Annotated in this window: 25 protein-coding genes and 3 pseudogenes; 14 read left to right on the forward strand and 14 right to left on the reverse strand. The window is 38.4% G+C overall.

Going from position 1 to position 22,985, the window contains the following annotated elements; genetic code table 11:
* Positions 1-106 precede the first annotated feature (106 nt).
* A complete protein-coding gene (locus JCM15074_RS11790) occupies positions 107-1,030 on the forward strand; it encodes an alpha/beta hydrolase (protein ID WP_025821391.1) in 924 nt (307 codons plus the stop codon).
* Positions 1,031-1,192: 162 nt separating this feature from the next.
* On the opposite strand, the gene sodB is transcribed toward JCM15074_RS11790, so the two are convergent.
* Positions 1,193-1,777, reverse strand: coding sequence for a superoxide dismutase [Fe] (gene sodB / locus JCM15074_RS11795; RefSeq protein WP_025821392.1), 585 nt, complete (start codon positions 1,775-1,777; stop codon positions 1,193-1,195).
* Positions 1,778-2,007: 230 nt separating this feature from the next.
* Here sodB and JCM15074_RS11800 point away from each other — a divergent pair, with 230 nt between their 5' ends.
* Positions 2,008-2,340: a Grx4 family monothiol glutaredoxin gene (locus JCM15074_RS11800; RefSeq protein ID WP_025821393.1), complete on the forward strand. Its 333-nt coding sequence runs from the start codon at positions 2,008-2,010 to the stop codon at positions 2,338-2,340.
* A gap of 59 nt (positions 2,341-2,399) precedes the next feature.
* On the opposite strand, the gene JCM15074_RS11805 is transcribed toward JCM15074_RS11800, so the two are convergent.
* The gene (locus tag JCM15074_RS11805) at positions 2,400-3,647 is read right to left on the reverse strand and encodes a uracil-xanthine permease family protein (RefSeq protein WP_025821394.1); all 1,248 of its coding nucleotides are present in this window, start codon (positions 3,645-3,647) and stop codon (positions 2,400-2,402) included.
* 283 nt (positions 3,648-3,930) lie between these two features.
* On the opposite strand from JCM15074_RS11805, the gene JCM15074_RS21965 reads away from it, so the two are divergent.
* Both JCM15074_RS21965 and hda read left to right on the forward strand, forming a co-directional pair.
* Positions 3,931-5,055 (forward strand): DUF2066 domain-containing protein, encoded by a 1,125-nt coding sequence (locus JCM15074_RS21965; protein ID WP_025821395.1) that lies wholly within the window; start codon positions 3,931-3,933, stop codon positions 5,053-5,055.
* 72 nt (positions 5,056-5,127) lie between these two features.
* A complete protein-coding gene (gene hda / locus JCM15074_RS11815; protein WP_025821396.1) occupies positions 5,128-5,838 on the forward strand; it encodes a DnaA inactivator Hda in 711 nt (236 codons plus the stop codon).
* Between the two features lie 82 nt (positions 5,839-5,920).
* Here the strand turns inward: hda and JCM15074_RS11820 are convergent, their stop codons facing one another.
* The 3 genes and pseudogenes from JCM15074_RS11820 to bepA form a co-directional block, all read right to left on the reverse strand.
* The gene (locus JCM15074_RS11820) at positions 5,921-6,295 is read right to left on the reverse strand and encodes a DUF2069 domain-containing protein (protein WP_025821397.1); all 375 of its coding nucleotides are present in this window, start codon (positions 6,293-6,295) and stop codon (positions 5,921-5,923) included.
* Positions 6,295-6,639 carry an arsenate reductase (glutaredoxin) gene (gene arsC, locus JCM15074_RS11825; protein ID WP_025821398.1) on the reverse strand — a complete coding sequence of 115 codons (345 nt, stop codon included), beginning with the start codon at positions 6,637-6,639 and terminating at the stop codon, positions 6,295-6,297. The genes JCM15074_RS11820 and arsC overlap by 1 nt, the downstream gene beginning before the upstream one ends.
* Before the next feature lie 21 nt (positions 6,640-6,660).
* Positions 6,661-8,063: pseudogene (bepA, locus tag JCM15074_RS21970) on the reverse strand (beta-barrel assembly-enhancing protease).
* A 171-nt stretch (positions 8,064-8,234) separates the two neighbouring features.
* On the opposite strand from bepA, the gene JCM15074_RS11835 reads away from it, so the two are divergent.
* Complete coding sequence (locus JCM15074_RS11835) at positions 8,235-8,456, forward strand: sulfurtransferase TusA family protein (protein ID WP_025821399.1); 222 nt, start codon at positions 8,235-8,237, stop codon at positions 8,454-8,456.
* Between the two features lie 79 nt (positions 8,457-8,535).
* A pseudogene (locus JCM15074_RS21975) lies at positions 8,536-9,612 on the forward strand (AI-2E family transporter).
* A gap of 26 nt (positions 9,613-9,638) precedes the next feature.
* On the opposite strand, the gene bcp reads toward JCM15074_RS21975, so the two are convergent.
* Complete coding sequence (bcp, locus tag JCM15074_RS11845; RefSeq protein ID WP_025821400.1) at positions 9,639-10,115, reverse strand: thioredoxin-dependent thiol peroxidase; 477 nt, start codon at positions 10,113-10,115, stop codon at positions 9,639-9,641.
* Positions 10,116-10,131: 16 nt separating this feature from the next.
* Positions 10,132-10,671 carry a glycine cleavage system transcriptional repressor gene (locus JCM15074_RS11850; RefSeq protein WP_025821401.1) on the reverse strand — a complete coding sequence of 180 codons (540 nt, stop codon included), beginning with the start codon at positions 10,669-10,671 and terminating at the stop codon, positions 10,132-10,134.
* Between the two features lie 166 nt (positions 10,672-10,837).
* Between JCM15074_RS11850 and dapA the strand changes: the two are divergent.
* Positions 10,838-11,721 (forward strand): annotated as a pseudogene (gene dapA, locus JCM15074_RS21980) (4-hydroxy-tetrahydrodipicolinate synthase).
* 3 nt (positions 11,722-11,724) lie between these two features.
* Positions 11,725-12,822, forward strand: a complete 1,098-nt coding sequence (gene bamC, locus JCM15074_RS11860) for an NlpB/DapX family lipoprotein (protein WP_025821402.1) — start codon at positions 11,725-11,727, stop codon at positions 12,820-12,822.
* A gap of 303 nt (positions 12,823-13,125) precedes the next feature.
* On the opposite strand, the gene JCM15074_RS11865 is transcribed toward bamC, so the two are convergent.
* From JCM15074_RS11865 to JCM15074_RS11880, 3 genes are all read right to left on the reverse strand, one after another.
* Positions 13,126-14,574: an ATP-dependent nuclease gene (locus tag JCM15074_RS11865; protein ID WP_025821403.1), complete on the reverse strand. Its 1,449-nt coding sequence runs from the start codon at positions 14,572-14,574 to the stop codon at positions 13,126-13,128.
* Positions 14,561-15,742 carry a DUF262 domain-containing protein gene (locus tag JCM15074_RS11870; protein ID WP_025821404.1) on the reverse strand — a complete coding sequence of 394 codons (1,182 nt, stop codon included), beginning with the start codon at positions 15,740-15,742 and terminating at the stop codon, positions 14,561-14,563. The genes JCM15074_RS11865 and JCM15074_RS11870 overlap by 14 nt, the downstream gene beginning before the upstream one ends.
* Before the next feature lie 634 nt (positions 15,743-16,376).
* Positions 16,377-16,667, reverse strand: a complete 291-nt coding sequence (locus JCM15074_RS11880; protein ID WP_025821405.1) for a hypothetical protein — start codon at positions 16,665-16,667, stop codon at positions 16,377-16,379.
* Between the two features lie 547 nt (positions 16,668-17,214).
* On the opposite strand from JCM15074_RS11880, the gene JCM15074_RS21985 reads away from it, so the two are divergent.
* The 5 genes from JCM15074_RS21985 (at position 17,215) to JCM15074_RS11905 (ending at position 19,747) form a co-directional block, all read left to right on the forward strand.
* Complete coding sequence (locus JCM15074_RS21985; protein ID WP_148300786.1) at positions 17,215-17,841, forward strand: phage portal family protein; 627 nt, start codon at positions 17,215-17,217, stop codon at positions 17,839-17,841.
* Positions 17,842-17,857: 16 nt separating this feature from the next.
* Positions 17,858-18,025: a hypothetical protein gene (locus JCM15074_RS24350; RefSeq protein ID WP_159105286.1), complete on the forward strand. Its 168-nt coding sequence runs from the start codon at positions 17,858-17,860 to the stop codon at positions 18,023-18,025.
* A gap of 51 nt (positions 18,026-18,076) precedes the next feature.
* Positions 18,077-18,586 carry a hypothetical protein gene (locus JCM15074_RS11895; RefSeq protein ID WP_037469642.1) on the forward strand — a complete coding sequence of 170 codons (510 nt, stop codon included), beginning with the start codon at positions 18,077-18,079 and terminating at the stop codon, positions 18,584-18,586.
* A gap of 123 nt (positions 18,587-18,709) precedes the next feature.
* Positions 18,710-19,228 (forward strand): YfbU family protein, encoded by a 519-nt coding sequence (locus tag JCM15074_RS11900; protein ID WP_025821407.1) that lies wholly within the window; start codon positions 18,710-18,712, stop codon positions 19,226-19,228.
* 207 nt (positions 19,229-19,435) lie between these two features.
* On the forward strand, positions 19,436-19,747 hold the full coding sequence (locus tag JCM15074_RS11905) for a hypothetical protein (protein ID WP_025821408.1): 312 nt from the start codon (positions 19,436-19,438) through the stop codon (positions 19,745-19,747).
* Between the two features lie 186 nt (positions 19,748-19,933).
* Here JCM15074_RS11905 and JCM15074_RS11910 read toward each other — a convergent pair whose 3' ends face one another.
* The 3 genes from JCM15074_RS11910 to JCM15074_RS11920 form a co-directional block, all read right to left on the reverse strand.
* Positions 19,934-20,185 carry an ogr/Delta-like zinc finger family protein gene (locus JCM15074_RS11910; protein ID WP_025821409.1) on the reverse strand — a complete coding sequence of 84 codons (252 nt, stop codon included), beginning with the start codon at positions 20,183-20,185 and terminating at the stop codon, positions 19,934-19,936.
* A gap of 2 nt (positions 20,186-20,187) precedes the next feature.
* Positions 20,188-20,439, reverse strand: coding sequence for a PapB/FocB family fimbrial expression transcriptional regulator (locus tag JCM15074_RS11915; RefSeq protein ID WP_025821410.1), 252 nt, complete (start codon positions 20,437-20,439; stop codon positions 20,188-20,190).
* 198 nt (positions 20,440-20,637) lie between these two features.
* The gene (locus JCM15074_RS11920) at positions 20,638-21,549 is read right to left on the reverse strand and encodes a LysR family transcriptional regulator (RefSeq protein ID WP_025821411.1); all 912 of its coding nucleotides are present in this window, start codon (positions 21,547-21,549) and stop codon (positions 20,638-20,640) included.
* A gap of 131 nt (positions 21,550-21,680) precedes the next feature.
* Between JCM15074_RS11920 and hchA the strand changes: the two genes are divergently transcribed.
* Positions 21,681-22,550, forward strand: coding sequence for a glyoxalase III HchA (gene hchA, locus JCM15074_RS11925; RefSeq protein ID WP_025821412.1), 870 nt, complete (start codon positions 21,681-21,683; stop codon positions 22,548-22,550).
* A gap of 67 nt (positions 22,551-22,617) precedes the next feature.
* Here the strand turns inward: hchA and minE are convergent, their stop codons facing one another.
* Entirely contained in the window at positions 22,618-22,881 is a 264-nt protein-coding gene (gene minE, locus JCM15074_RS11930) for a cell division topological specificity factor MinE (RefSeq protein ID WP_025821413.1), read from the reverse strand.
* Between the last annotated feature and the right edge of the window lie 104 nt (positions 22,882-22,985).

Consider the following 22,985-nt stretch of genomic DNA (forward strand, 5'->3'; position numbering starts at 1 on the left):
CTTATCGTGATAAATTTGATAGTAGTCAAACATTCATACTGTATATATATACATAAAAATATTTAGTTATATCATTCGTTGATAATATTCATTAAAAGAGTCGAAAATGACCATTTTTTTAGAGCTTGGTATTAAAGAGTTAGTTGAAGAATTTCAAGCGAACGGTAAACCTTGTGCAACTACCCAAACGATAGCGGCTAGACGTACAGGTTATGTTAGTAGTACGGTGCTCGCTGGTAAAAGCCCTGCAATGCATAGTGAGTTTGTTGACGAGCTAAATGGTATTCAAGTTAAGGTTTATAAACCGACTAATGAGCCTAATTTGCCTGTGACGGTATATTTTCATGGAGGCTGTTTCGTTAGTGGTGGTTATGAAACTCACGATGCACAAATAAGGCAAATTGCCGCATTATCCAACACTATAGTCATTTGCATTAAATACCGACTAGCGCCGGAATTTGTTTATCCAGCTGCTCATGATGATGTATATAACGCCGTGTTGGCGATAAAAACTGAAGCAGATAAATATGGTGCTGATACCGATAAAATCGTTTTTGTGGGAGATAGTGCTGGTGGACAACTTGCATTAGCCACATCATTAAGACTCAAACATGCTAAGCAATGGTTACCTTGTCAGCAAATTTTAATTTATCCAATGTTAGATCCTAAAGGTAGATCTGCTAGCTATAAAAGTAATGGTACTGATTATATTATTACGGCGAAGATGTTGTTGTCAGGATTTGAGATGTATGTGGCAGGGCCTCAATCCGCGTTAGATATTGCAGAGCTTAATTTACTTGATGCTGACTTATCAGGTTTGCCATCCACAACTATTATTACCGCTGAATTTGACCCGCTTTGCGATGAAGGTGAACAACTTTATAAATTATTGCGTACGCATGGTGTAGAGGCTTATTGCCAACGCTATTTAGGTGTCATTCATGGTTTCTTTCAATTAGCTGGTGTGAGTGATTCAGCTAAACAATGCATCTCTAGTATTGCATATCAAATTAGTCGGTTAAGTCGATAGTTTAATTCTTAAATATCGTTTTTAATATTTTTGAGGAGTGCTAGTGGGTTATAAATATATATCTAGCTGGGTTGACATAAGTTTAAGCTATTAGTTCGGTTAGTCACTTAAATGCAAAAAAAGGAGCACATCGGCTCCTTTTCAATATGTTGCTTACATCAATTAAGCTGTGAAGTTTTGATTCACAAAGTCCCAGTTAACTAGCTGCCAGAAGTGAGCTAGGTAGTCAGGGCGAACGTTACGATAATCGATGTAGTAAGCGTGTTCCCATACGTCTACGGTTAGTAGGCAAGTTACGCTTTCGTCAGTAAGCGGTGTTGCAGCATTGCTGGTATTAACAATCGCAACAGTACCGTCTGCGTTCTTAACTAACCAAGTCCATGCGCTACCGAAGTTGTTTACTGCTGCATCAGTGAACTGTGCTTTAAATGCTTCAAAAGAGCCAAATGCAGCGTTGATTGCTTCTGCGATTGGGCCTGTAGGCTCGCCACCGCCATTTGGTGATAGGCAATTCCAGTAGAAAGTGTGGTTCCAGATTTGTGCTGCGTTGTTAAACACACCACCAGTAGAAGTTTTAATAATATCTTCTAATGATTTACCTTCAAGTTCAGTTCCTTCGACTAGGCCATTAAGCTTAACCACATAAGTGTTGTGGTGCTTGCCATAATGATACTCAATAGTTTCTTGAGAAATGTGCGGTTCCAGTGCATCTTTAGCATAAGGTAATGCTGGTAATTCAAAAGCCATTAGTAACTCTCCATGACATAGTTATCATTATTAAAACATTGAATTGCTCACAATGTACTTTTGCTATTGTACTCATAAATTTGATGATGTGAATCATTGTTTTTTCATATTTATTCGATATATACAATCGGTTTAACAGATTAAAATAACCCTATAAAAAATAGGTTTTAGTTATTTCGATTGCTGTCGTACAATAACCTCAATATCTATCCTTAGCTGTAGGAATTATCATGGAAACTGTTGATAAAATTAAACAACAAATCGCTGAAAACCCAATTATCGTTTATATGAAAGGTTCACCTAAGCTACCTAGCTGTGGTTTCTCTTCACAGGTTGCTCAAGTGATGATCAACTGCGGTGAACAATTTGCATTTGTTGATATCCTTCAACACCCAGATATTCGTGCTGAATTACCAAAATTTGCAAATTGGCCAACATTCCCACAATTGTGGATTGAAGGTGAACTAATTGGTGGCTGTGATATCGTGATGGAAATGTTCCAAAAGGGCGAGTTACAACCAATGATTAAAGAAGTTGCTGCTAAGTACAAAACTGCAGAATAACTTGCTAGTCATAAAAAAAGCCGCATTATGCGGCTTTTTTTATGGTTTAGATTTAGGTTTTATTTTTCTGTTTGTACTTCTTCACCTAAATGGTCTGGACGTGTTTTTGGCAGTAACAAGTTCATTAGAATTGCAACAATACCGCATAAGCTAATACCACTTAGACTGAACTCACCAATGCCAAATGCCATGCCGCCGATACCGAATACTAGGGTTACGCCAACAATACATAGATTGCGTGGTTCGTTAAGATTAACGTGATGCTTAATCAGTGTATTTAAGCCTACTGCAGCAATTGAACCAAATAATAAGCACATAATGCCGCCCATTACTGGTACTGGGATGGTTTGCATAAATGCGCCTAGCTTACCTACGAACGCAAGGGTAATCGCAGTAATTGCAGTCCATGTCATCACAACTGGATTGAAGTTGCGGGTTAGGGTAACTGCGCCTGTAACTTCTGAATAGGTTGTATTTGGTGGGCCACCGAATGCAGTTGCAGCAATGGTTGCAATGCCGTCGCCAGCTAAGGTGCGATGTAGACCAGGCTTTTTAAAGTAGTTTTTACCGGTTACGTTTGAAATAGCAAGAATGTCACCAATATGTTCAACAGCAGGTGCTATTGCGACTGGGATCATAAATAGAATGGCTTGCCAGTGGAATTCTGGTGCGACAAAGTTTGGCATTGAAATCCAGCTTGCTTGTGCAACTGGAGTAAAATCAATTACACCAAAGGCTAGACTTAATCCATAACCAACCGTAATACCCGCTAGAATAGGCATTAGCTTAAGTACGCCCTTGGCAAAAGTCGCCACAGCGATGGTGGTTAACAGTGATGCGATTGAGATAATTAGCGCAACATTATGCTCAACTAATACAGCGGAACCATCTCCTGTTTTGCCAAGTGCCATGTTGACAGCCATTGGTGCTAAACCTAGACCGATCACAATAATGACTGGGCCAACGACTACAGGTGGCAATAGACGGTCGATAAAACCTGTCCCTTTTACTTTCACTAATCCACCCAGTAATACATACATAACACCAGCGGCCATTAAGCCACCCATTGTGGCGGGAATACCCCATTGTTGTACACCGTAGAGGGTTGGAGCGATGAAAGCGAAAGATGAAGCGAGGAAGATAGGGACTTGACGTTTTGTGACTAATTGAAAAAGCAGGGTACCGATACCAGCGGTAAATAGGGCAACACTGGTATCCAGTCCCGTTATTAAGGGCATTAATACTAATGCCCCGAATGCTACGAATAGCATTTGTGCGCCTTGAATAGGCAGCGATAAACTTTTCATATTTCTCTCTAGTTATAGGCCAAACCTTATCATGTTACTTATTTGAAAGCTTAATTAAAGTGCGCCAGATCACATACTATAAAAAACAGCCATTGAATGAGGTCAGTCGGATTTATATTATTGATGAGCAGTGGTTATATTTTAGTCCTATGTATTTAAGTGCTCCCAAATCATCTGTTTTAGGTGTTTATTCATCTCTCAATCTACTGGCAATATCTTCAAGTAGTGCGGGTATATAAGTTGTGATAAACTTAAATCACAATGACTTATATATTTTACTTTCATGTCTCTATCTAAATTATTCATCGCTTCCTCATTGTTATTGGCAGCAGGGCTTTCTAGTTCTGTTTCAGCCATGGAAATGACCAATTTAAATCAGGCTTCTTCACCAGTGGCATCTCGCTCTACTGCAGACAAAAATGCTGGCTTAAAACAAGCGTTAGCAGATGTGATCGTTAAAAACTCAGGTTCAACACAGGTTTTACAAAATGATTTGATTAAGCGAGCTTTGGCTAGACCGCAATCATTATTAAGCTCTGTGAGTTATCAAACCGTTGATAATCAACTTTATTTAGATGCAAGTTTTGACCGTAAGGCTATTGTGTCTATGTTGCGTCAAGCGCAGTTGCCCGTTTGGGGAACTCAGCGCCCATTAACTTTATTATGGTTAACGCAAGATGACAGCGGTACTCGCGAGTTATTAAGTGACGCATCTACGCAGCCTGAACGTAGCCAGTTAAGTCAACAAAGTTTAGAACTAGGCATTCCATTACTGTTGCCGATTATGGATCTTGACGATATTCACGCAGTGAGTGTTAATGATGTGCATGGCATGTTTGCAGATACCGTAGGCGCAGCGTCTGAGCGTTATCAATCTGACTTTTTCGCCTTAGCCAATATAAGTCATACCGCTGCAGGTACCATTAATTACCAATTAGCTTTATTTCCAAAAACAGATACTGACGGTTTTTGGAAAGCCTTGTTACAAAAGCAGGGCAGCGCGCCGACTGAGCAAGAAGCCATTGCCGATATGATGACGGAATTAGCCCATTACTACGTTAGTCGCTATGCTGTGGTTGCATCTGATGATGCGAGCGCGGTGCAAATTCGTTTTGAACAGGTCAATAACCTACAACAGTTGGTGAGTATTGAACGCCACTTGAGTCAGTTGTCGTCAATTAAAACAGTTTATTTAGCTAACTTAAGCGGTAACGAGGCGATCTTTAATTTATCGCTTTATGCAACACCGGAAGAATTTTATCAAGCCTTGACTTTAGGTTCACATATCGAAAAAGTAGACCATACTTATACAGATATGCCTCAGCCTACTGTTGATGGTTCAGGTTTTGACCAAATGAATGAGACAACTGTGAAGCCTATCCCGACTTATTTATGGCAGGCTCAGTAAAGTTTCCCGAGATTGGCAGTCCATGCTACACTGGCTGCCGCATTATTTATTAGCGATTTGAGATCTATCGGAGTGACCCAAAACTCACCTTTACAATTATCTTTACCTGTTCATTTGCCTGATGATGAAACTTTTAAGAGTTATTATCCGGCATCAGGCAATGATGAGTTGATCCAAAAACTTCGGCTAAGTGCTGAAAGCTATCAACCACAAGCAATCTTCTTATGGGGACCAGAGAAATCTGGCCGTACGCACCTTTTGCATGCTGCCTGTGCCCATGCTAAAGAGTTAAATCGTAGTAGTTTCTATATTCCGTTAGGTATTCATGCCAGCATTTCTCCTGCATTATTAGAAGGATTAGAGCATGTTGACTTGGTTTGTATCGACGACATCAATGCGATTGCAGGGCACCCATTGTGGGAAGAAGCTATTTTTGATTTTTATAACCGTGTGGCAGAGCAAAAGCGTTGTTCGCTGGTGGTCAGCGGCACCAAAGCCCCTAAAGACGCAGGATTTGTATTACCTGATTTAGTTTCGCGTTTAACTTGGGGATTAAATTATCAATTACAACCTATGGCTGATGATGAAAAGCTCGCAGCTTTGCAACGACGTGCAGCGATGCGCGGCTTACAATTGCCTGAAGACGTGGGCCGTTTCTTACTTAATCGGTTAGCTCGTGATTTACGAACTTTATTTGATGTATTAGACAGACTTGATAAGGCGTCAATGATTCATCAACGTAAATTAACCATCCCGTTTGTCAAAGAGATGTTGAGACTGTAGTTAGCCTAGGTTCTAATTAATTTAGATTCAAAAAAACCTGCTTAATGCAGGTTTTTTATGGGTAAGATTATTATTTTCACGATTAGCTTTTAGACTTTTTCTTTAATCCTAAGCCTAATTCGCGGCCACGTTTTCTGGCGTAGAATGGCAAGCCAATCAGCAGCATACTGATTAACAGCACCTCTATACTGGCAAATAGTCGATCTGCAGGGCTAACGTAAAACAAACTTAATCCGTGGATTAGGTATAAACAGAGAATAAAACTCGCCCACGCATAGGTATATGGATTTCCCGTGAATATGCCTTTTAGAGGCAATAATAACGGGATAAAAAGTAAGCCTAAAAATAACCATGAATAGCTGCCATGTATTCCTTGGCCAATAAACCAACCTGCCAATAATAGTGTTAATGCACCATAGCCCAGTTGGCATAACTTCCTTAGTTTTTCACTGCTCATTATAAAATCTCAAGTACCGCTTCTGGAGGTCGACCTATCGCAGCTTTGCCATTGGCAAATACGATAGGGCGCTCAATTAATTTTGGGGTATTGTGCATTGCGCTAATTAAACTCATCTCATCAGCATCATTTAGGTTTTGCTCTTTAAATTCAGTTTCTTTGGTACGCATCATCTGTTTGGCGCTAACCCCTAATAACTCAAGCGTATGGCGGATCTCAGCTTCACTTGGTGCGACTTTTAAATATTCAACAATCGTCGGTTGTATCTGTTGCTCGGTAAGCAGCGCTAATGTTTGTCTACTTTTTGAACATCTTGGGTTGTGCCAAATGGTCACTGAACTCATGGTTGTCATTCCTTGATTAAATTAATTTTTAAGTGTATCTAGCTGTTTTTCAGCCTGTTTAAATTGCGAGATACGAGCTTCAATTCGAGCCCGTTGCAATGGATCATTTTGCGCATATTGATAAGCATAATTAAGCTGATCAATCGCTTTGTTATAGTTAGCTGCAAGCGCATAGTTTTCTGCGCTAACAAAGTACTGCATCGAGCGATTACCAAGCTGTTTGTATGCATCAGCCATAAGCAAGTAGGGCACTGGACTCTGTTTATTTAAAAACAGTGCTTCTTCAAGTATTGGGATCGCTTTATTAGCTTGTTTCGCTTCAATATAGGCATTAGCCAAATTGATGTTAATGACCTCTGAGGTCGGCTTTAAGTCGCGTTCTTTAGAAAGCACTGCAATGGCTTTTTTATAGTCATCACGGCCTAACAGTAAGTCGCTCTGGGTATCCAAATAAAACAAGTTATGCGGATCTTTTTTCAGCAACTGATCAATAATCTGTTCAGCTTGTTTATTATCTTCACTGCGCATTAAGGATAACGCTTTGCCGTAAAGCGCGGCATCTTTGAAGGTATAACTGCGATTTTTCAGTTGATCTTCAAATAGCTGTAATGCCGCACCTGCACTTAAACTGGAATAACGCACTTGAATACGTGCTTTAGCTAGTTGATAGCTAAGATCATCAGGAATATGACGATGTGGATATTGCTGCGCTCTAATACGCGCTTCTGAAATACGTGACTCAGGTAATGGGTGAGTCAACAGCATTTGTGGCGGCTTAGAGGTATAACGATAACGGTTGGCTAATTTGGCAAAAAAGTCGCCCGAGGCATAAGGATCAAAACCTGCATCTACCAGTACCTGCATACCGATGCGGTCGGCTTCTTTCTCATGCAAACGGGTATAGTTAATTCGCGTTTGAGTTGCTAACGCTTGAGTGGTGGCAATGGCTGCCATACCCGCTTGTGGCGCAGCAATCGTTAATAAAATGGCGCCCAGTAGGCCCGCAATCGCAGCGGGGCCTGTTTTAGCTTGAGCTTCTGCACTACGTGCTAAGTGACGTTGAGTGACGTGAGTGATTTCGTGACTCAGTACAGAGGCGAGCTGACTTTCATTATCAGCATTTAAAAATAAACCTGTGTGTACGCCAACATGACCACCAAAAAATGCAAATGCGTTAATTTCATCATTACGCAATAAGAAGAAGTAAAAAGGGGTTTTTACGTCATGGGCGTGGGCAACTAATCGATTACCAAGTTCGGTCAGGTATTGTTCTAATACCGGATCATTTAATACCGGGGCAGATGAGCGAATGACACGCATATAAGCGTCGCCATACTCTGCTTCTTTCTCTAAACTGAATGTATTTACGGCAGCGGTGCTAGGTCTGGCAAATTGTTATTAGCAAATGCTTGGCTAATTGGCATACTGGCAATCACTACAGATAATGAACCTGCTATCAGTGATTTAGATAATTTTGTTAAATTGAATTTACTCAATAGAAACCTACTTAAATTGGAACTAATTTGGGCCGTAGTTGTGTATGCTTGAGTTCTAACTAAGGATAATGGTTTAAGTTTATGGATGACAAGTGCATTATGACAATTATCGACTTTTCAGGACAAAGATGTCCGATCCCGCTTGTGCAAACTAAGTTAGCGCTCAAACAACTTGAGCATGGACAATCAATCGAAATCGTTTTATCAGACAGTGGCTCAAGGCGAGATGTTCCCGCGTTTTTAAAAAAGAGTGGCTATCACGTAACGCAAATAGATGCACAACCCCAGTATTTACGCTTACAAATAACATGTGACAAATAATGTAACAAATTGATACTTTAAGACTAAAATTAAAGCTTTAGAATATTCTACATAATAAGAGCTTACTACAGGATGGTTAATGTATAGCTATATACGTAAATGGTACCAATCGCGTTTCAGTGATCCACAAGCTGTCACCCTTGTTTTTATTCTGGCGGGTATCACCGCATTAATTTACTTTGCTAGTGGGTTATTAGCGCCTTTATTTGTGGCATTAGTGCTCGCTTTTTTATTAGAGTGGCCGGTGGCTCAGATGCTACGTATCGGCATTAATAGGACAACTGGAGCATCAATCGTGCTGTTTGCTTTTGTTGGGGTAATGTTACTCGTGAGCCTTGTGCTAGTGCCGAGCATTTGGAATCAAGGCATCGCATTCGCAGCAGAAGTGCCGAATATGTTAGATAAAGGCTTAAAAATGGCACAAGAGTTTGTCAGCCAATATCCGCAGTTTATTAGCAGTGAGCAGCTTAATACCATGGTCAATGAGCTTAAAAAGCTCACCGATACCCAACATTTACTCGATTTTGGTAAACAGTTATTAGGTTTTTCAGCCTCATTGTTAGTGTTAATGGTGTATGTGATTTTAGTGCCATTATTAGTGTTCTTTTTTCTAAAAGACAAAGACCAACTGTTACAAGGGAGTAAGCGATTTATTCCTAAAAACCGCGATTTAGCACGTAAAGTCTGGTTAGAAATGGATCAGCAAATATTTAACTATATTCGCGGTAAGATTATTGAAATCGTGATTATTGGCGTAGCAGTTATGTGTTCTTTGCCTTTATGGATCTTCGTTATGCAGCCTTACTCGGTTTTTTGACGGGGTTGTCGGTACTTATTCCTTATGTGGGCGCAACCTTAGTCACACTACCGATTGCACTAGTAGCGTTCTTCCAATGGGGCTTAACGGCTGAGTTTGGTTATTTAATGTTAGGTTATGGCATTATTCAGGCTATTGATGGCAATGTCTTAGTGCCTATTTTATTTTCAGATGCGGTTGATTTACATCCTGTAGTGATTATTGCCGCAGTATTGGTTTTTGGTGGATTATGGGGTGTATGGGGGGGTATTTTTTGCCATTCCGTTAGCTTCATTAATAAAAGCGGTTATCAACGCTTGGCCTCAGCAACAACAGTTAGCAGAACAGGTAAAAGAATAAAAAAAGGGGCTTAGGCCCCTTTACTATTATTGGTCTTGTTGTTTGATAAAATCTAATACCACTTGATGGTGATCTTTGGTTTTAAACTTGTCAAACACATGAGCAATTGAACCGTCTTGATTGATCAAGAAGCTAAGACGGTGGATACCATCATAAATCTTACCCATAAATTTCTTTTCACCCCACACGCCGAAAGCATCGGCAATGGCGTGGTCTTCATCACTTAATAGATCAAAATTAAGCGATTGTTTATCTTCAAAGCGTTTTAATTTAGCCACAGGATCAGGGCTAATACCAAGCACGGTAATATTTAGCTCATCTAATGCTGGACGAGTGTCTCTTAGGCCACAGGCTTGTACTGTACAACCTGGTGTAGCGGCTTTAGGATAAAAATAAACTAGAACTCGGCCTTTGGCTAAACAAGCTTCAAGTGAAATAGCTTGGTCATCTTGGTTATGTAATGTAAACAATGGGGCAGACATACCCACTTGCAATGTTTGCATAGTTATTCCCTTATCGTTAAAGCGTCGTCATGCTTTGCATGCGTTTAATGGTACTGGTTAATTCAAGCTCTGCAGCAAGCTCATTAATGGTATTTTCTAATGAATCCAGATCAACCATATCTGGTACATTGATGGCTAGAAAAATACGTTGGAAAGGCTGTTGGTTTTCATCTAAACCACTGTGCGAACGCACAGCAGCAAGATCAAGCGAACGTTGTGCTAGAAAACTGGTAATTTTGTTGATAGTGCCGCGTTTGTCCAAACCTTTAAATACTACCTCAACCCGAGAAACATAGTTTTGTGGGGTATGAGTTGAAGTCCGTTTCATAATAGTCAGTAATTCAAGTTCAACGCTGAGTGCCGGCAAATTATTTTCGATTTTAGTTATTGCAGCCCATGAGCCAGATAACATCAGAATTAATGTAAATTCATTACCAAAAATTGCCATCCGGCTATCAACAATATCGCAATCACATTCAGTGGCTAGTCGTGCAAGAGTACTAACGATACCAGGGCGATCAACCCCCATCGCTGTGACGACTAAATTGTGTGACATGATTACTCCTTCAATTTGCATAATTATTATTGATAATGCATTAATAGCGCATTTTTTTGTTTTGCGATACTAGCATACGTAAAAACAATTGCAGATACGACGAATTACTTGTCATTATCTTGTTGCACCAGTAACATAGCTTGTCCTGAAACCTAGGGGAAGTCAGATGATTAACGGAAGCATTGTAGCGATTGTTACACCAATGCATAAAGATGGCAGCGTTGACTACGCCAGCCTAAAAAACTTAGTAGAATTTCATATCAATTCTGGTACTGACTCAATAGTAGCTGCGGGCACCACAGGGGAATCAGCAACATTACCCCACGCGGAGCATGTTGAAGTCGTAGCACAGATAGTAAAAATGGTTGATGGTCGAATTCCAGTGATTGCAGGTAATGGCGCAAATGCGACAGCTGCCGCAGTTAGTTTAACCAAAGCACTTGCAGAAGTCGGTGTTGATGCAATGCTTGGTGTAACCCCATATTACAACAAGCCAACTCAAAAAGGGTTGATTGCACATTATAAAGCGGTTGCTGAAGCAACTGATATTCCACAAATTTTATATAATGTACCGGTCGTACAGGGGTAGATTTATTACCAGAGACGGTTGCTGAATTAAGCAAGGTCAGTAATATTATTGGTGTAAAAGAGGCAACGGGCGATTTAAGCCGTGTGCCAGTGTTGCGCCAGTTATGTGGCGCAGAGTTTCAATTGTATAGCGGTGATGATGCCAGTGCGCGTGAGTTTTTATTACTCGGCGGTAACGGCGTGATATCAGTGGCTAATAACATTGTACCGCGTCAATTTAAGCAGATGTGTGATGCTGCAATGGCGGGTGATGAGCAAGCAGCTATTCAGGCTGAAGCATCAATAGTACCGCTTTATAGCGACTTATTTTGCGAAGCAAATCCAATCCCTGTTAAATGGGCTGTGCATCAAATGGGCTTGATAGAAAATGGTACACTTAGATTACCATTGACTGAACTTTCTGAAGAGTTTCATGGTCAACTAACTCAAGCAATGAAAAACGCCCAAATAGAGGTCAAATAATAAATGCTAAAGCAAGTGACACCACTTATTCTTGTTGTTGCCGTGAGCGCATGTAGTTCTCAGATAGACAAAAGAATCGCTAACGACAGCGAAAAATACTCAAATCATTATAAAGAAACGCCGCCGCTAGTGATCCCACAAGGGTTATTAACGCCAAATTATAGCCAAGAATATGAAATCCCTGCTTTACCTCAAGGTGCAGAAAACCATTACATTGGCGATAAATTAGATATTCGTCCGCCATTACAAGTATTACCAATGGCTGATGGTACCCGCGTAGAAGATAGCAATAACGGCGTTAAAATCGTTATTGAAACTATTGATAACGAAACCAACCTTAAACAAGAAGTTTATGGTGCGCTTGAGCAATTCCTAAAAAGTAAAGGTTACCCAATTGAATCAGCAGATTTCAATACAGGTGTAATTGAAACAGGTTGGATTACCGATAGCCAAGTGATTGATAGTAACCTATTTGGTAGCGATGAAATTTACAAAGTCAGTCAACGTTATAAGTTTATCGTCAACATTCAACCTCATGGCCGCACCGGTGATGTTGAAATTCAGTTGATTGACCATAAAGAAGATTTTGATGGCGACAAGCAAGATATCGCATTAAGCAATGAAGATAAGCGCCGTTATACCGTAGATATGTTAAACGACGCGATTGCTTATTTAAGTATTGAACGTAATAAAGCGATGAAAGCACAACGTATTAAAGATAGCTTAGGCATTGATATCGCATTAGTAAATGAGAAAGATCAGCAAGCATATTGGGTTGCTGACGCACCATTTAATAAAGTGTGGCAGCGTATGCGTCTAGTGCTTCCTGAAATGGGACTTGAGATTGTAGATATGGACAGCAGCCGTGGCTTAATGTTCGTTAATGCTACTGACGATTCAGGATTCTGGAGCTCACTATGGGGCGATGATACTGGCGCGCTTAAAGAGGGCAGCTATCGTCTACAGTTAGATGACATCAGCGCTGACAAGACTAAGATCACTATCCGTGATAAAGACAATGAGCCATTAGCTAACGAAACCGTGGTTAATGTCTATCAGACTTTATCAAAACTGATGCAAGAGAAGCGTAAAACACGTTAATCGAGTATAAGTTGCTAGATATTGAAAAGGAGCCAGTTGGCTCCTTTTTTGCATGCTTAACTTACTGATTTATATGATTTTAATTATTTTTAGACCACATATTGACCCAGAGTCTTACTATTCTATAGTTTTGGTTGTCCACGCATAACCACTTGCAGAAGCAGGAGGTGGGGTAAATTCATTGTTACTCTGATATATTGAGTGTTAACCGATTGACTGCAAAAAACGTTAGAAAAGTGAAAGCCCACTTTGGTGTGGGCTTTTTAACTCTTTAAAATCTACTTAGAGATAGGAATAAGTCATTTAATATAAATCATCAATAGATTTAATACTTTCTTTTACTGTTCTTAATGATTGATTAAGTTTTAAATAAGCATCCGTAAGAATATAAAATCCTGTTGATTTATCTATTTGTATTTGTTTAAAAAACTCATTTAAATAATCATGCTCTTCAAAACCATCAATCGCCTCTAATGCAATTGATATAGTTAATTTTGGTTTAGAAAATAAGGTTGATTTTTCTTTAAGACTTAAGTTGTTGAAATAAGGAATAAGTATTTTTTCAGGGGAGTCATTGGTTGGTAAATATCCAAATGATTTTGTTGAAAAATTAGCAGTATTTCTTTGTCGACAATCACCGTCAAATAGTCCAAATAATTTAAAATGGGATATTTCTTTTGGAAGAGCTTTTAAAATATTTTCGATATTACCATTTGAACCTGATACATGGTAATAAAAATTATCTTCAACATAGTTGTTTGATATTGATACTAAGTTTTTTGCGAATGCAACTGCTGCGTCATCTTCACAGAAAATAATTCCTTTTTTACTCGCTGTTAACCCTAAAACTTTGATTGAATCGAAATGAGAGTTTGCTTTTAATGCCTCTAATTTATCTTCAACTTGTCTTACTGAATAGATATTATTTCTATTTATTTTCTCTAAAATATAATTGGAATGACTACAAATTATACTTTGTATATCATATTCTCTAGCCAAAAATGCGACTATATCAGATACTCTATGTTGACAGTTTGGAGGAAGGAAGCTTTCAGGCTCTTCAAGCAGTAGTAGCTTACAGTTACTCTTGATTAATATTTCAATTAACCAGTCAAAATAAAATAATGAAAACTCACCAAGTCCCATAGTACGGCAATCATAAGATGCACCATGTTTATTCACTACTTTTAAATAGGGAAATTTTGACAGTGGAAATGTTGAAAAGTCTTCCTCAATATCACAACATTCTACTGATTGATAGGTATGACCTGAAAGATATCCGAGTCTTCGCAATCTATCTTGATCATAGGAATAAAAACCATGAGCATTTGTAATATCATCCAAGTCGTTCAGGCTTTTAATAAAATTCTGTAAATATGGAACGATGTAACAAGGATCAAAAATACATATATCAAGATCATGTTCAGTCGCTACTGTTATAGTTTCAACAGCTGTGTTATGTAGAATATTTATAGTAATGTGATTAGCATTTAAATGATCAGATATAAATTTTTTTCTTCCGCTTACATTGTCTTCACTCTTTGCTAATAAATTAAATATAAGTTTTATTAGCGAACTTTTACCAATACCATTTGTTCCGCAAATAGCATGTATTCCAGAACCTAAGATTATTTTTAAATCTTTTAGTACAGGGCAATTATTAATCTGAATTTCTTCTATTTGAACTGAAAAATTCTTTTTATTTGCTGCTCTCCAATAGTCACTAATTGTAGCTAATCTAAAACTGCTCATTATTACTTCCCCAGTTCATGGTTTTAGATATTTGAAGTAATTCATTTTCTATTTCTATTGGATTTTTTGATGATAGATAGTAAATACTATCCCTCAATGAAACTATATTTTTTTTATTTATATTAAAAGAGTTTATTGTTGTAGAATAGATTGACCATAAGATTAAATCTCTTAGCTTTACGCTTGAGGTATCAGCAACTCTAGAGCTCGCTCTATCTGTATAAACATCGAACATTTTCATTATGCATTTTTTTGTCATTTTTGATGGTACTAGTATATCTTTCTCACCAGACTTGACAGATTCAAAATAATTGAAATATTCATAGAAATTATCTTTACTAAATGTATTGTTAGTTAGTCCTACGCATAAAAAGTATATCCATGAGAATAAAGTTGATTTATTTAATTTAACTTTACCTTTTTCGTTTTCAATAGCGTCTATCAATATAGAAAGTGATTCTTTAATTATATGTATGTTTTTATCTGAAAAACCTTGTGAATCTCTATAACGTTGTGTTACCAAATTTGCAGTAACTTTAACATTTAACGTATTAAGTTCTAAAGATAATAATATCTTTGCTAGTGTGTCATCATAGGCCATCCTAGAATTAGTAAAGCCAATAGTACTATTTGAAAATCCGAGTTCATCCATATAGTCGGATAAATCTTTGACTTGCTGTCTAGCTTCTCCAAAGTACGCATTTCTTTGTTCTGCTGCGGTTAAATTTGTTGGTTGATTTAATCTATAGAATAATTCGCCTGGTTCACCTGCTAAATAATCTGAAATTGTTAGGATCCGGATAGTGAAATCATCAATTATAATTTGTGTTTCATCATCAAAATCATCATATTTTAGACCGTCTAGTTTTTCTAAATTTGACTGTTTAGGTTCAAAAGTACCATTAAATTCAAATTTGTTGTTTACAAAATCACGTATAGCTGCAAGACGTTGTTGTCCATCTAATACTTCCTGTTTATTCGAATTAGGAACATCGATCACATGTATAGGGGGGATATGCCAACCTCTCAATATAGAATCTATCAGACGTTGTTTTTTTTGTAGCCCCCATACTTCACCACGTTGAAAGTTAGGTTGTAAATCCAGTCTTTGTTTGTTTATTTTTCTGATAAGAGTTGTGATATCTGGATCGGAAGGAGTTAAATGCATAGTGATTTCCATTTTAAATATGCGAAATTTAGCGAGGCTATTAGAATTTTACGTGCTTAGGTTATCTACAATAGCAGCTAATGTAGAATTTACATTTATTAAATTATATATAAGTTGATTTATCAAAAATGAGATTTGATGCAATTTTATTATAATTAGTTATTAGTTGTAACCCTTATCCCATCTAGATCTTTGCGATCATCACCGATCATTTTTTAAAATCTGTTTTTCAAAAATACCCCACGTAAAGTATCGCTTTATTGTTATTATTCAATAAGTTAACATTTGATCTTGGTGGTAGTTTGATCGTCCATTTCTGCACAAAACTGCAATTTCTTGCACAGTTGTGCAATTTTATACAATCTATTTAGCTCTAGCGCAGCCCATACAGGGCAAGGCTTAGCGGCTTTTTGCATGCCAAAATATTTCTGCAATTTTTACGTACTAAAGCCCGTAGTTTTGGGGGGGGAGTTGTGCGGAATTCGTAGGTTTTACGTGATAAAAAATTTTAGGTGAGAAATTCCGAGGCTTAATTGTGCGGCGTTTACGTGGGCTCGGTGATAAATTGCAGGCAAAAGAAAGCACGCTACTCTTTGTATTTGAGTCGCGTGCTTTAGTGGCGTTTAAGCGTGGGTTAAATCAGTGGGGTTAACTTGTCGTGCAGTTGCTTAGCTTGATTGCCATGGGCTGTGATCGCACCGCTTTGATTAGGTGGTGTGGTACCACCATGCGGCGCAGTATGGGTGTGGCTGCTCGTCGTCTTGGCCAAGGCTTCAACTACGGTCATCAACTCCGCTAGCAGTTGATAGATGTTGGTATCCGTACTGCCTGCCCAATGAGTGGCCGCGATTGATTGACGTAGCTTACCGATGGTTTCTAATAGGTTTTCGCCCACATGTACTTCATGGTTTTGTTCGGTTCCCATTTGAGTACCTGCCAAACTGAGCAGGGTTAGCCAGTTGCTTTGAATGGTGCGTTGACCTAATGCGGTTTCATTATCGTGACCATCAACAAGCCTTGTGTGTTGGCCTAAATGTTCCTCTTGTTTATTGGTGTTAATGACTTGGCTTTGACTGGTTAACGTCTGCAGTTGTTCGGTGTGTCATGTTTGATTACCGCCTGAATCAATCGCGTGTGAAGCCTCATTAAACTGGCAAATGTAGTCACCATTGTTTAATCCTGGCATGGAAATATGTTGGCCAAGTATGGTGCGAATAAATGGCTTATCGGTATGACCAAAAGCAAAGCCCAACTCAACTAAGGTATTGGGTTGGACAAGCTAACATTAAGCCTGTTTTAGCACTGATGTTATCCAATATCTGTTTTAGAGTTGGATGAACAATTACTGCTTAAGGATACATGGTTAACCGATATGGCAGGGGGACATTAAATGATGAATTTGGCTTTACGAACCACCCATTGATCGGCAGCTGCTTTACCGCGCCGCCAATACCAATGCCTATTTAGGGGCTGTGTTAAATGGTCGCCGCAATATGGTACTGAATGCGATTAAGACCACCGGCATATTAAATCGGTTTACGCTTGGGGCAGCGATTTACAATTACTTTTTGTTTGGAGATATGGCGCTGCTTAAAGTGCGTAACCGAGCTAGACAAATTACTAGCATATATCCGCTATCTACCCAGTATCTAAGAAGAAATCCAAATGGTGACTTTCAGTATCTGCAGCAAACCCTTGATGGGGATATCATGACGAAAAATTACCACGCAGAAGATATTTTGTTTTTACCTCAATATGATCCAGCCCAGCAAGTCTATGGCATGGTTGATTGGATAGGCGGCTTGCAATCAGCGATGCTCAATACCGATGCCACCATGTTCAAACGCCGCTATTACAAGAACGGCGCCCACATGGGTTACATTCTTTACACCCAGACCCAAAGCTTAGCGACCCTGATAAAAAGAGTATTGAAGATGCATTGGCACAAAGTAAAGGTGCGGGCAACTTCAGAAACATGTTTATCAATATTCCTGATGTTAAAGAGAAAGGCATTCAGGTCATACCTATTGGGGATTTTTCTAGTAAGGACCAGTTTGCCAGTGCCGAGAATATTTCAGCACAGGACATTCTCACCGTAACCGATTCCCAGCAGGCATGGCGGGTATCATCCCACAAGGAACAGCATCATTTGGCGACCCAATTAAAACCAACGAGGTTTATCAACAAAATGAAGTATTGCCCAAGGCGTTAGAAATCATTGAGTATGTTTGCGCGGATAGAGAGATTGTAAAGTTTGGAAAGCTTTCTTTATCAACTTTTTAGAAACGAAGATTGCTTACTGAATTGTCAAATATAGTTATTGATGGGGAAATTGTGAGTAAATTTAAAATACTAGAATCCAATAAAGTTGGGCTAAATAGTAAAGAGGGCTATGTAGTCACGCGTGATGATATAAGTTTTTTACGCATATTAGGCTCACAACCAGAATTGGAGCTTATGACTGCTACAGCTAGCGAAGATTGTACACCGATTCGCGTCTGTACTGATCAGCTTCGTTTAATTGAAACCTCGTTGTTGTTGGGGGCTGAGAATAATACAGCACTAAAAATCGACGTTGATTGGAAAGGTAGGGAATACGTAAAAATTTGTACGATTAAGGGCGATTTAAATGAAGATGATGGTTTGTTAAATAAAGAGCTAAAGAATCTTATTAATCGTTTTTTTGAAATTTATGATAATTACAAAACTATTGAGTTAAGGAGTAATGGCGAAATGCTTGTTTTATATAATGAACTTACAGTTGATGATCATGGTGGTGATGTATATCTTAGCGATGGCATTTGGTTGAGTAAAGATGGTTCGTTACATGAACGAGTTCGATAATGTTCAGTAAACAACTTCAAAATATAACTAACGTATGTGTTAATGGCGCTAATATTAATTAATAATATAAATTAGGTTTTGTCGTTTGCGCCATAGATGATAAAACAATGATAAGGTGATTATATGTCTACTAAAAATATTGAAATCTCTGAAGTAGAAAGATTAACATTGGTAAATCAATTTTTAATTTTAGAAAAATTATATCCTGAAGACGCTAAATACTATGAAATAAATAGAATTGCTTTGAAGCAAGGATATCAAGCACATTATCGGATGATATTTGAGGATTTTAGTAATGAGATGCCTGTAGAGCAAACTAAAGAGGTTTTAGATATTCTCGAAATGTACAACACAATTACATTGAGCAGTCTTGATAATAATTCAATTGACACTAAATATAGATTCCTTGGTTTTGACGGAAATGAAGAATCAGAGCAATTATCTTATTGTTATTACTTTATCGTTAAGTTGGATAGGTACCGAGAATTAGTCAGTAATCGAGATTATCCAGATTTTAATAGCCATTGTCCTATGCTTCCAAAATACAGAAGAATGTTATCTGTATGGAAAAGAATTAGAGAACAACATTCATCAAGAGTATTAACTTCAAGTCAAATTGAGCAGATTTTTGAAGCACGGTAAAACTGATCTAAATATTAGAGTCAACAGTTTCTCTATGTGGAGATTAGCCGATTTTAAGTCACATAAATTACAAGTTATACCTCTATTGTTGACGAGGAAGTTATAAAGATAGGTGACTGTATAAAAATAAACATAACACCTATAATGTGAATAAAATAGATAAAGTAGTCAGGCTACGTTTATGGAAAATATTTTTAAGGATAAAATATGAGTTCAGATTCTAATTTATTACATCATGAAATAAAATTTATAAGTATAAATTGTAAAGTAAAAAAATATGGGATAGAACTAGTTGAAGAAGTTAATCTTTCAAAAGATAATGTAGATAGAATAATTCATTGTGGGGATGTTAATTGCAGGTCGGGAGGGTTTTATATATATGGCATGATTAATGATATGTTTAAAGGAAATATTAAGCAGGAATCTCAAAAACAAATTTGTAATGGTCATGAAGTCATAAATGGTCATAGGCAGCGTTGTATGCGACAGTTTATAGTTAGTGTTAATATTGATTATTAAGAATTAATTTAAAATATAGCGGATGTTTTTTTGTTTTATTTTCTTCTTTAAAATATTATAGGTGATATATATTTATAGGCGTACTAGTAGACTACTCATATCTACAATTTATTTTATAGTACGGAAAACACTGAATACATTACTTTGTAGTAAAGAATGTGGTAATAATTAAACAGTTATTTTCTTTCAAATCAGACTCAACTGCTTAATTAATTTCTGCTTTTGAGTCGGCTCCATCCGTTGCACCATATCAATAAGTAAGTCATTTGTTTGTTGTAGGCTTGGGTTAAGTGTCTTTTGATAAGACCAAGATGCCACAAACGAATGGCTGCACATTGGGTTGGTGCAAATACAATAAAATTTTGCATAACCTGGCATGGCATCTTTAGTGCTTTGGATGATTGATTTGCTGCTGCATACGTTACAAGTGATCCGCATAATTACCCCTGAATTTTACCTAAATCTAATTGTTTAATTTGTTCGATGATATGAGCAATGCGCTGCAGTCGCTTGATTGCCTTTGCCAGATTTTTATCATCAACACCATTGAGCGCCGCGGCGACCGTTCTTGAATGACCGATAACAAAATAGTCAGTTAACGCACCCCTTATAGATTCTGAGGTGATTTTGGTTAATGACAGTAAGAGTGCGATTCGCTCAAAGCTTTCTCCGCCTGTAATGAGGGCGTTCATTAATGCCTAGTCTCCATTTCAGCCACCAATGAGGCCAATGGCCTATCTATAATTTCAGCGTATCTGCAGCTGATATATCGAAGTTCACCGTCTTCAAGCCACCATTCAAAACCGTCAGGACTGGTGATCCGCTTACCTTGGTTAATTAAGCGGTCTATATCGATAGGGGCTTACCAATGCAGCAAAGTATTTTGTTTATTAAGTTAATACTGCTGGCATTTCTGCAACTAAAAAATCGACAAGGGCTTTGGTTCTGGCGGGGACGAGCTCTCTGCTGGGGTAAACTAAATACATGGGTAAATTGCCGACCAGTTGATAATCCGTTAATACTGGCACGAGTTGGCCATTTTTGAGGGTGTCACCTAATAAGCTTTTATCCATCAATATCACACCGCTATGAGCCAATGCTGCTGTCACTAATGCGCTGGGATCGTTAATGCTTAATGGGCCATTTACTATGATGGTTTGTTCTCCGTGGTCGCTGGTAAATGACCATGAGTTCATGGCAATAGTCGGGTTTCGGTAAAATAAACAGCGATGCTGGAGTAGATCGCTTGGGCTGGTTAGTGGCGGCGCTTTGCGTAAATACTCAGGACTGGCACAAAGTACGCCTGTTATGTCGCCAAGCTTACGGGCTATCACTGTTGAGTCGGGTAAATAACCGACGCGGATCGATATATCAACCTTTTCAGCTACCATATCAATAAAGCGATCTTCTAACTGCAAGTTCAGATTAATTTGCGGGTAGCGTTCAATAAATGCTGTGAGTAATGGCACCAGATGAACTCTACCTTGTGCGCTGGCACAAGAGATATTGATATCGCCTGCAATAACTGATTGAGAATCTTCACTTATTTGCGCGATAGTTTGCAGTGCTAATTCAACTTTATGGGCTTCTTTCAGTACTTGATGACCGACTTTGGTGAGTACAATTTTGCGGGTGGTGCGATTAAATAATTTTGAGCCTATTTTGCGTTCAAGTGCGGTGAGTTGTTTACTGACGGATGAGCTACTCATGCCCAGTAATTGCGCAGTAGCGGCTAAACTGCCTTGTCTATTAATATGCAAAAATAGAATTAATCCCTGCGTATATTCATCTTCTAATGCCATATTTCTGCCTATTAATTCCATTTTGGAAATAATGTAATGCTTGTTTGCTTATTAATCAAGTATAGCTTTATTGGGTACAATTCAGTCACTTAATGATTATTTAGCGTTTATTACAGGCAGGGGAGCGGGTTATGTTTAAAAAATTATTTGGTCTTGCACCTAAATTAGAACAAGACGGCTCTTATTCTCCGTCTAAATTGGCATTAAAGCTGGCGACTTCAGCCACCACTGATTTTGAAAATATTGCCTATGATCAATATCTGGGCAACAAGTCTAAAATTTTAGTGATCTTGACTGAACAGAAAAATATGGAAATGAAAAATGGCAAATTGTTCTCTACTGGGAATCATCCAGTAGAGGCTTTAGTGCCTATGCTGCATCTGCAAAATGCAGGCTTTGAATTTGATATTGCAACCGCGACAGGTAAGCCTGTGGTATTTGAAATGTGGGCCTTTCCTCATCAAGATGAGCATGTAAAGGCTATTTATCACAAGCATCAAGCTGATTTCGAGCAACCTAAAAGTTTACAACAGATAGCAAATGACATTGCAGCTACCCCAGCAGCAATGGCTGCTAACTATGCAGCCGTATTTATTGCCGGTGGTCACGGCGCAATGCTGGGGCTGCCATTTGATACTCATGTGAGCAAGGTATTAAACTGGGCTCATGGAAACGGCTTATTTACTATCTCGATTTGCCATGGCCCGAGTGCATTATTAGCCACCACGCTTGATGAACAGCCATTCCTTTATGCAGGATACGATATGGCGGTATTTCCTGATTCGGTTGATGAGATGACACCTAAATTAGGCTATTTACCCGGCGCTATGCCTTGGGCGCTTAATAAGCAGCTTGTCAGTGTTGGCGCCAATATCATTAATAAGAAAGCGGATAAAACCGTGTGCATAGATAGAAAGCTCATCACTGGTGCAAGCCCCGCAGCGTCAAATGAACTCGGTAAATTAGCGGTGAAAACTCTATTGGCTGACTTGACTGATTAACAAGGTGAGTATTAAGACTTAAAAAGGAGCTGCGGCTCCTTTTTCTTGCATGACTATTTATACGTGTTTAGTTAGATTCAGGGATCACAATGTCGATATCTAGCACACTCATATTGTCTGTGGTTTCGTCCAGTTTAACTATCACGTTTTGTTGGCTGATTTTGGCGTACTTACTGACGATGGCAATAATGTCATCTTTAATTAATGGCAGCTTATCTGCGAGTTCATTACCACCATTGCGTTGATGAGCAACAACGATTTTTAAGCGCTCTTTAGCCATTTGTGCGCTTGGTGATGTTTCATCATTCTTAAAATATTCAAATAAAGACATATATCATTAAAGTGAAGGTAACCTGTTGTAATAATAACAGTGATTACTTAATTATCTGAGTGTGGAGTTCGCATTTCTATTAAAGAGTCGATAAAAATTATTGT

Source organism: Shewanella marina JCM 15074, from assembly GCF_000614975.1.
GTDB lineage: Bacteria > Pseudomonadota > Gammaproteobacteria > Enterobacterales > Shewanellaceae > Shewanella > Shewanella marina.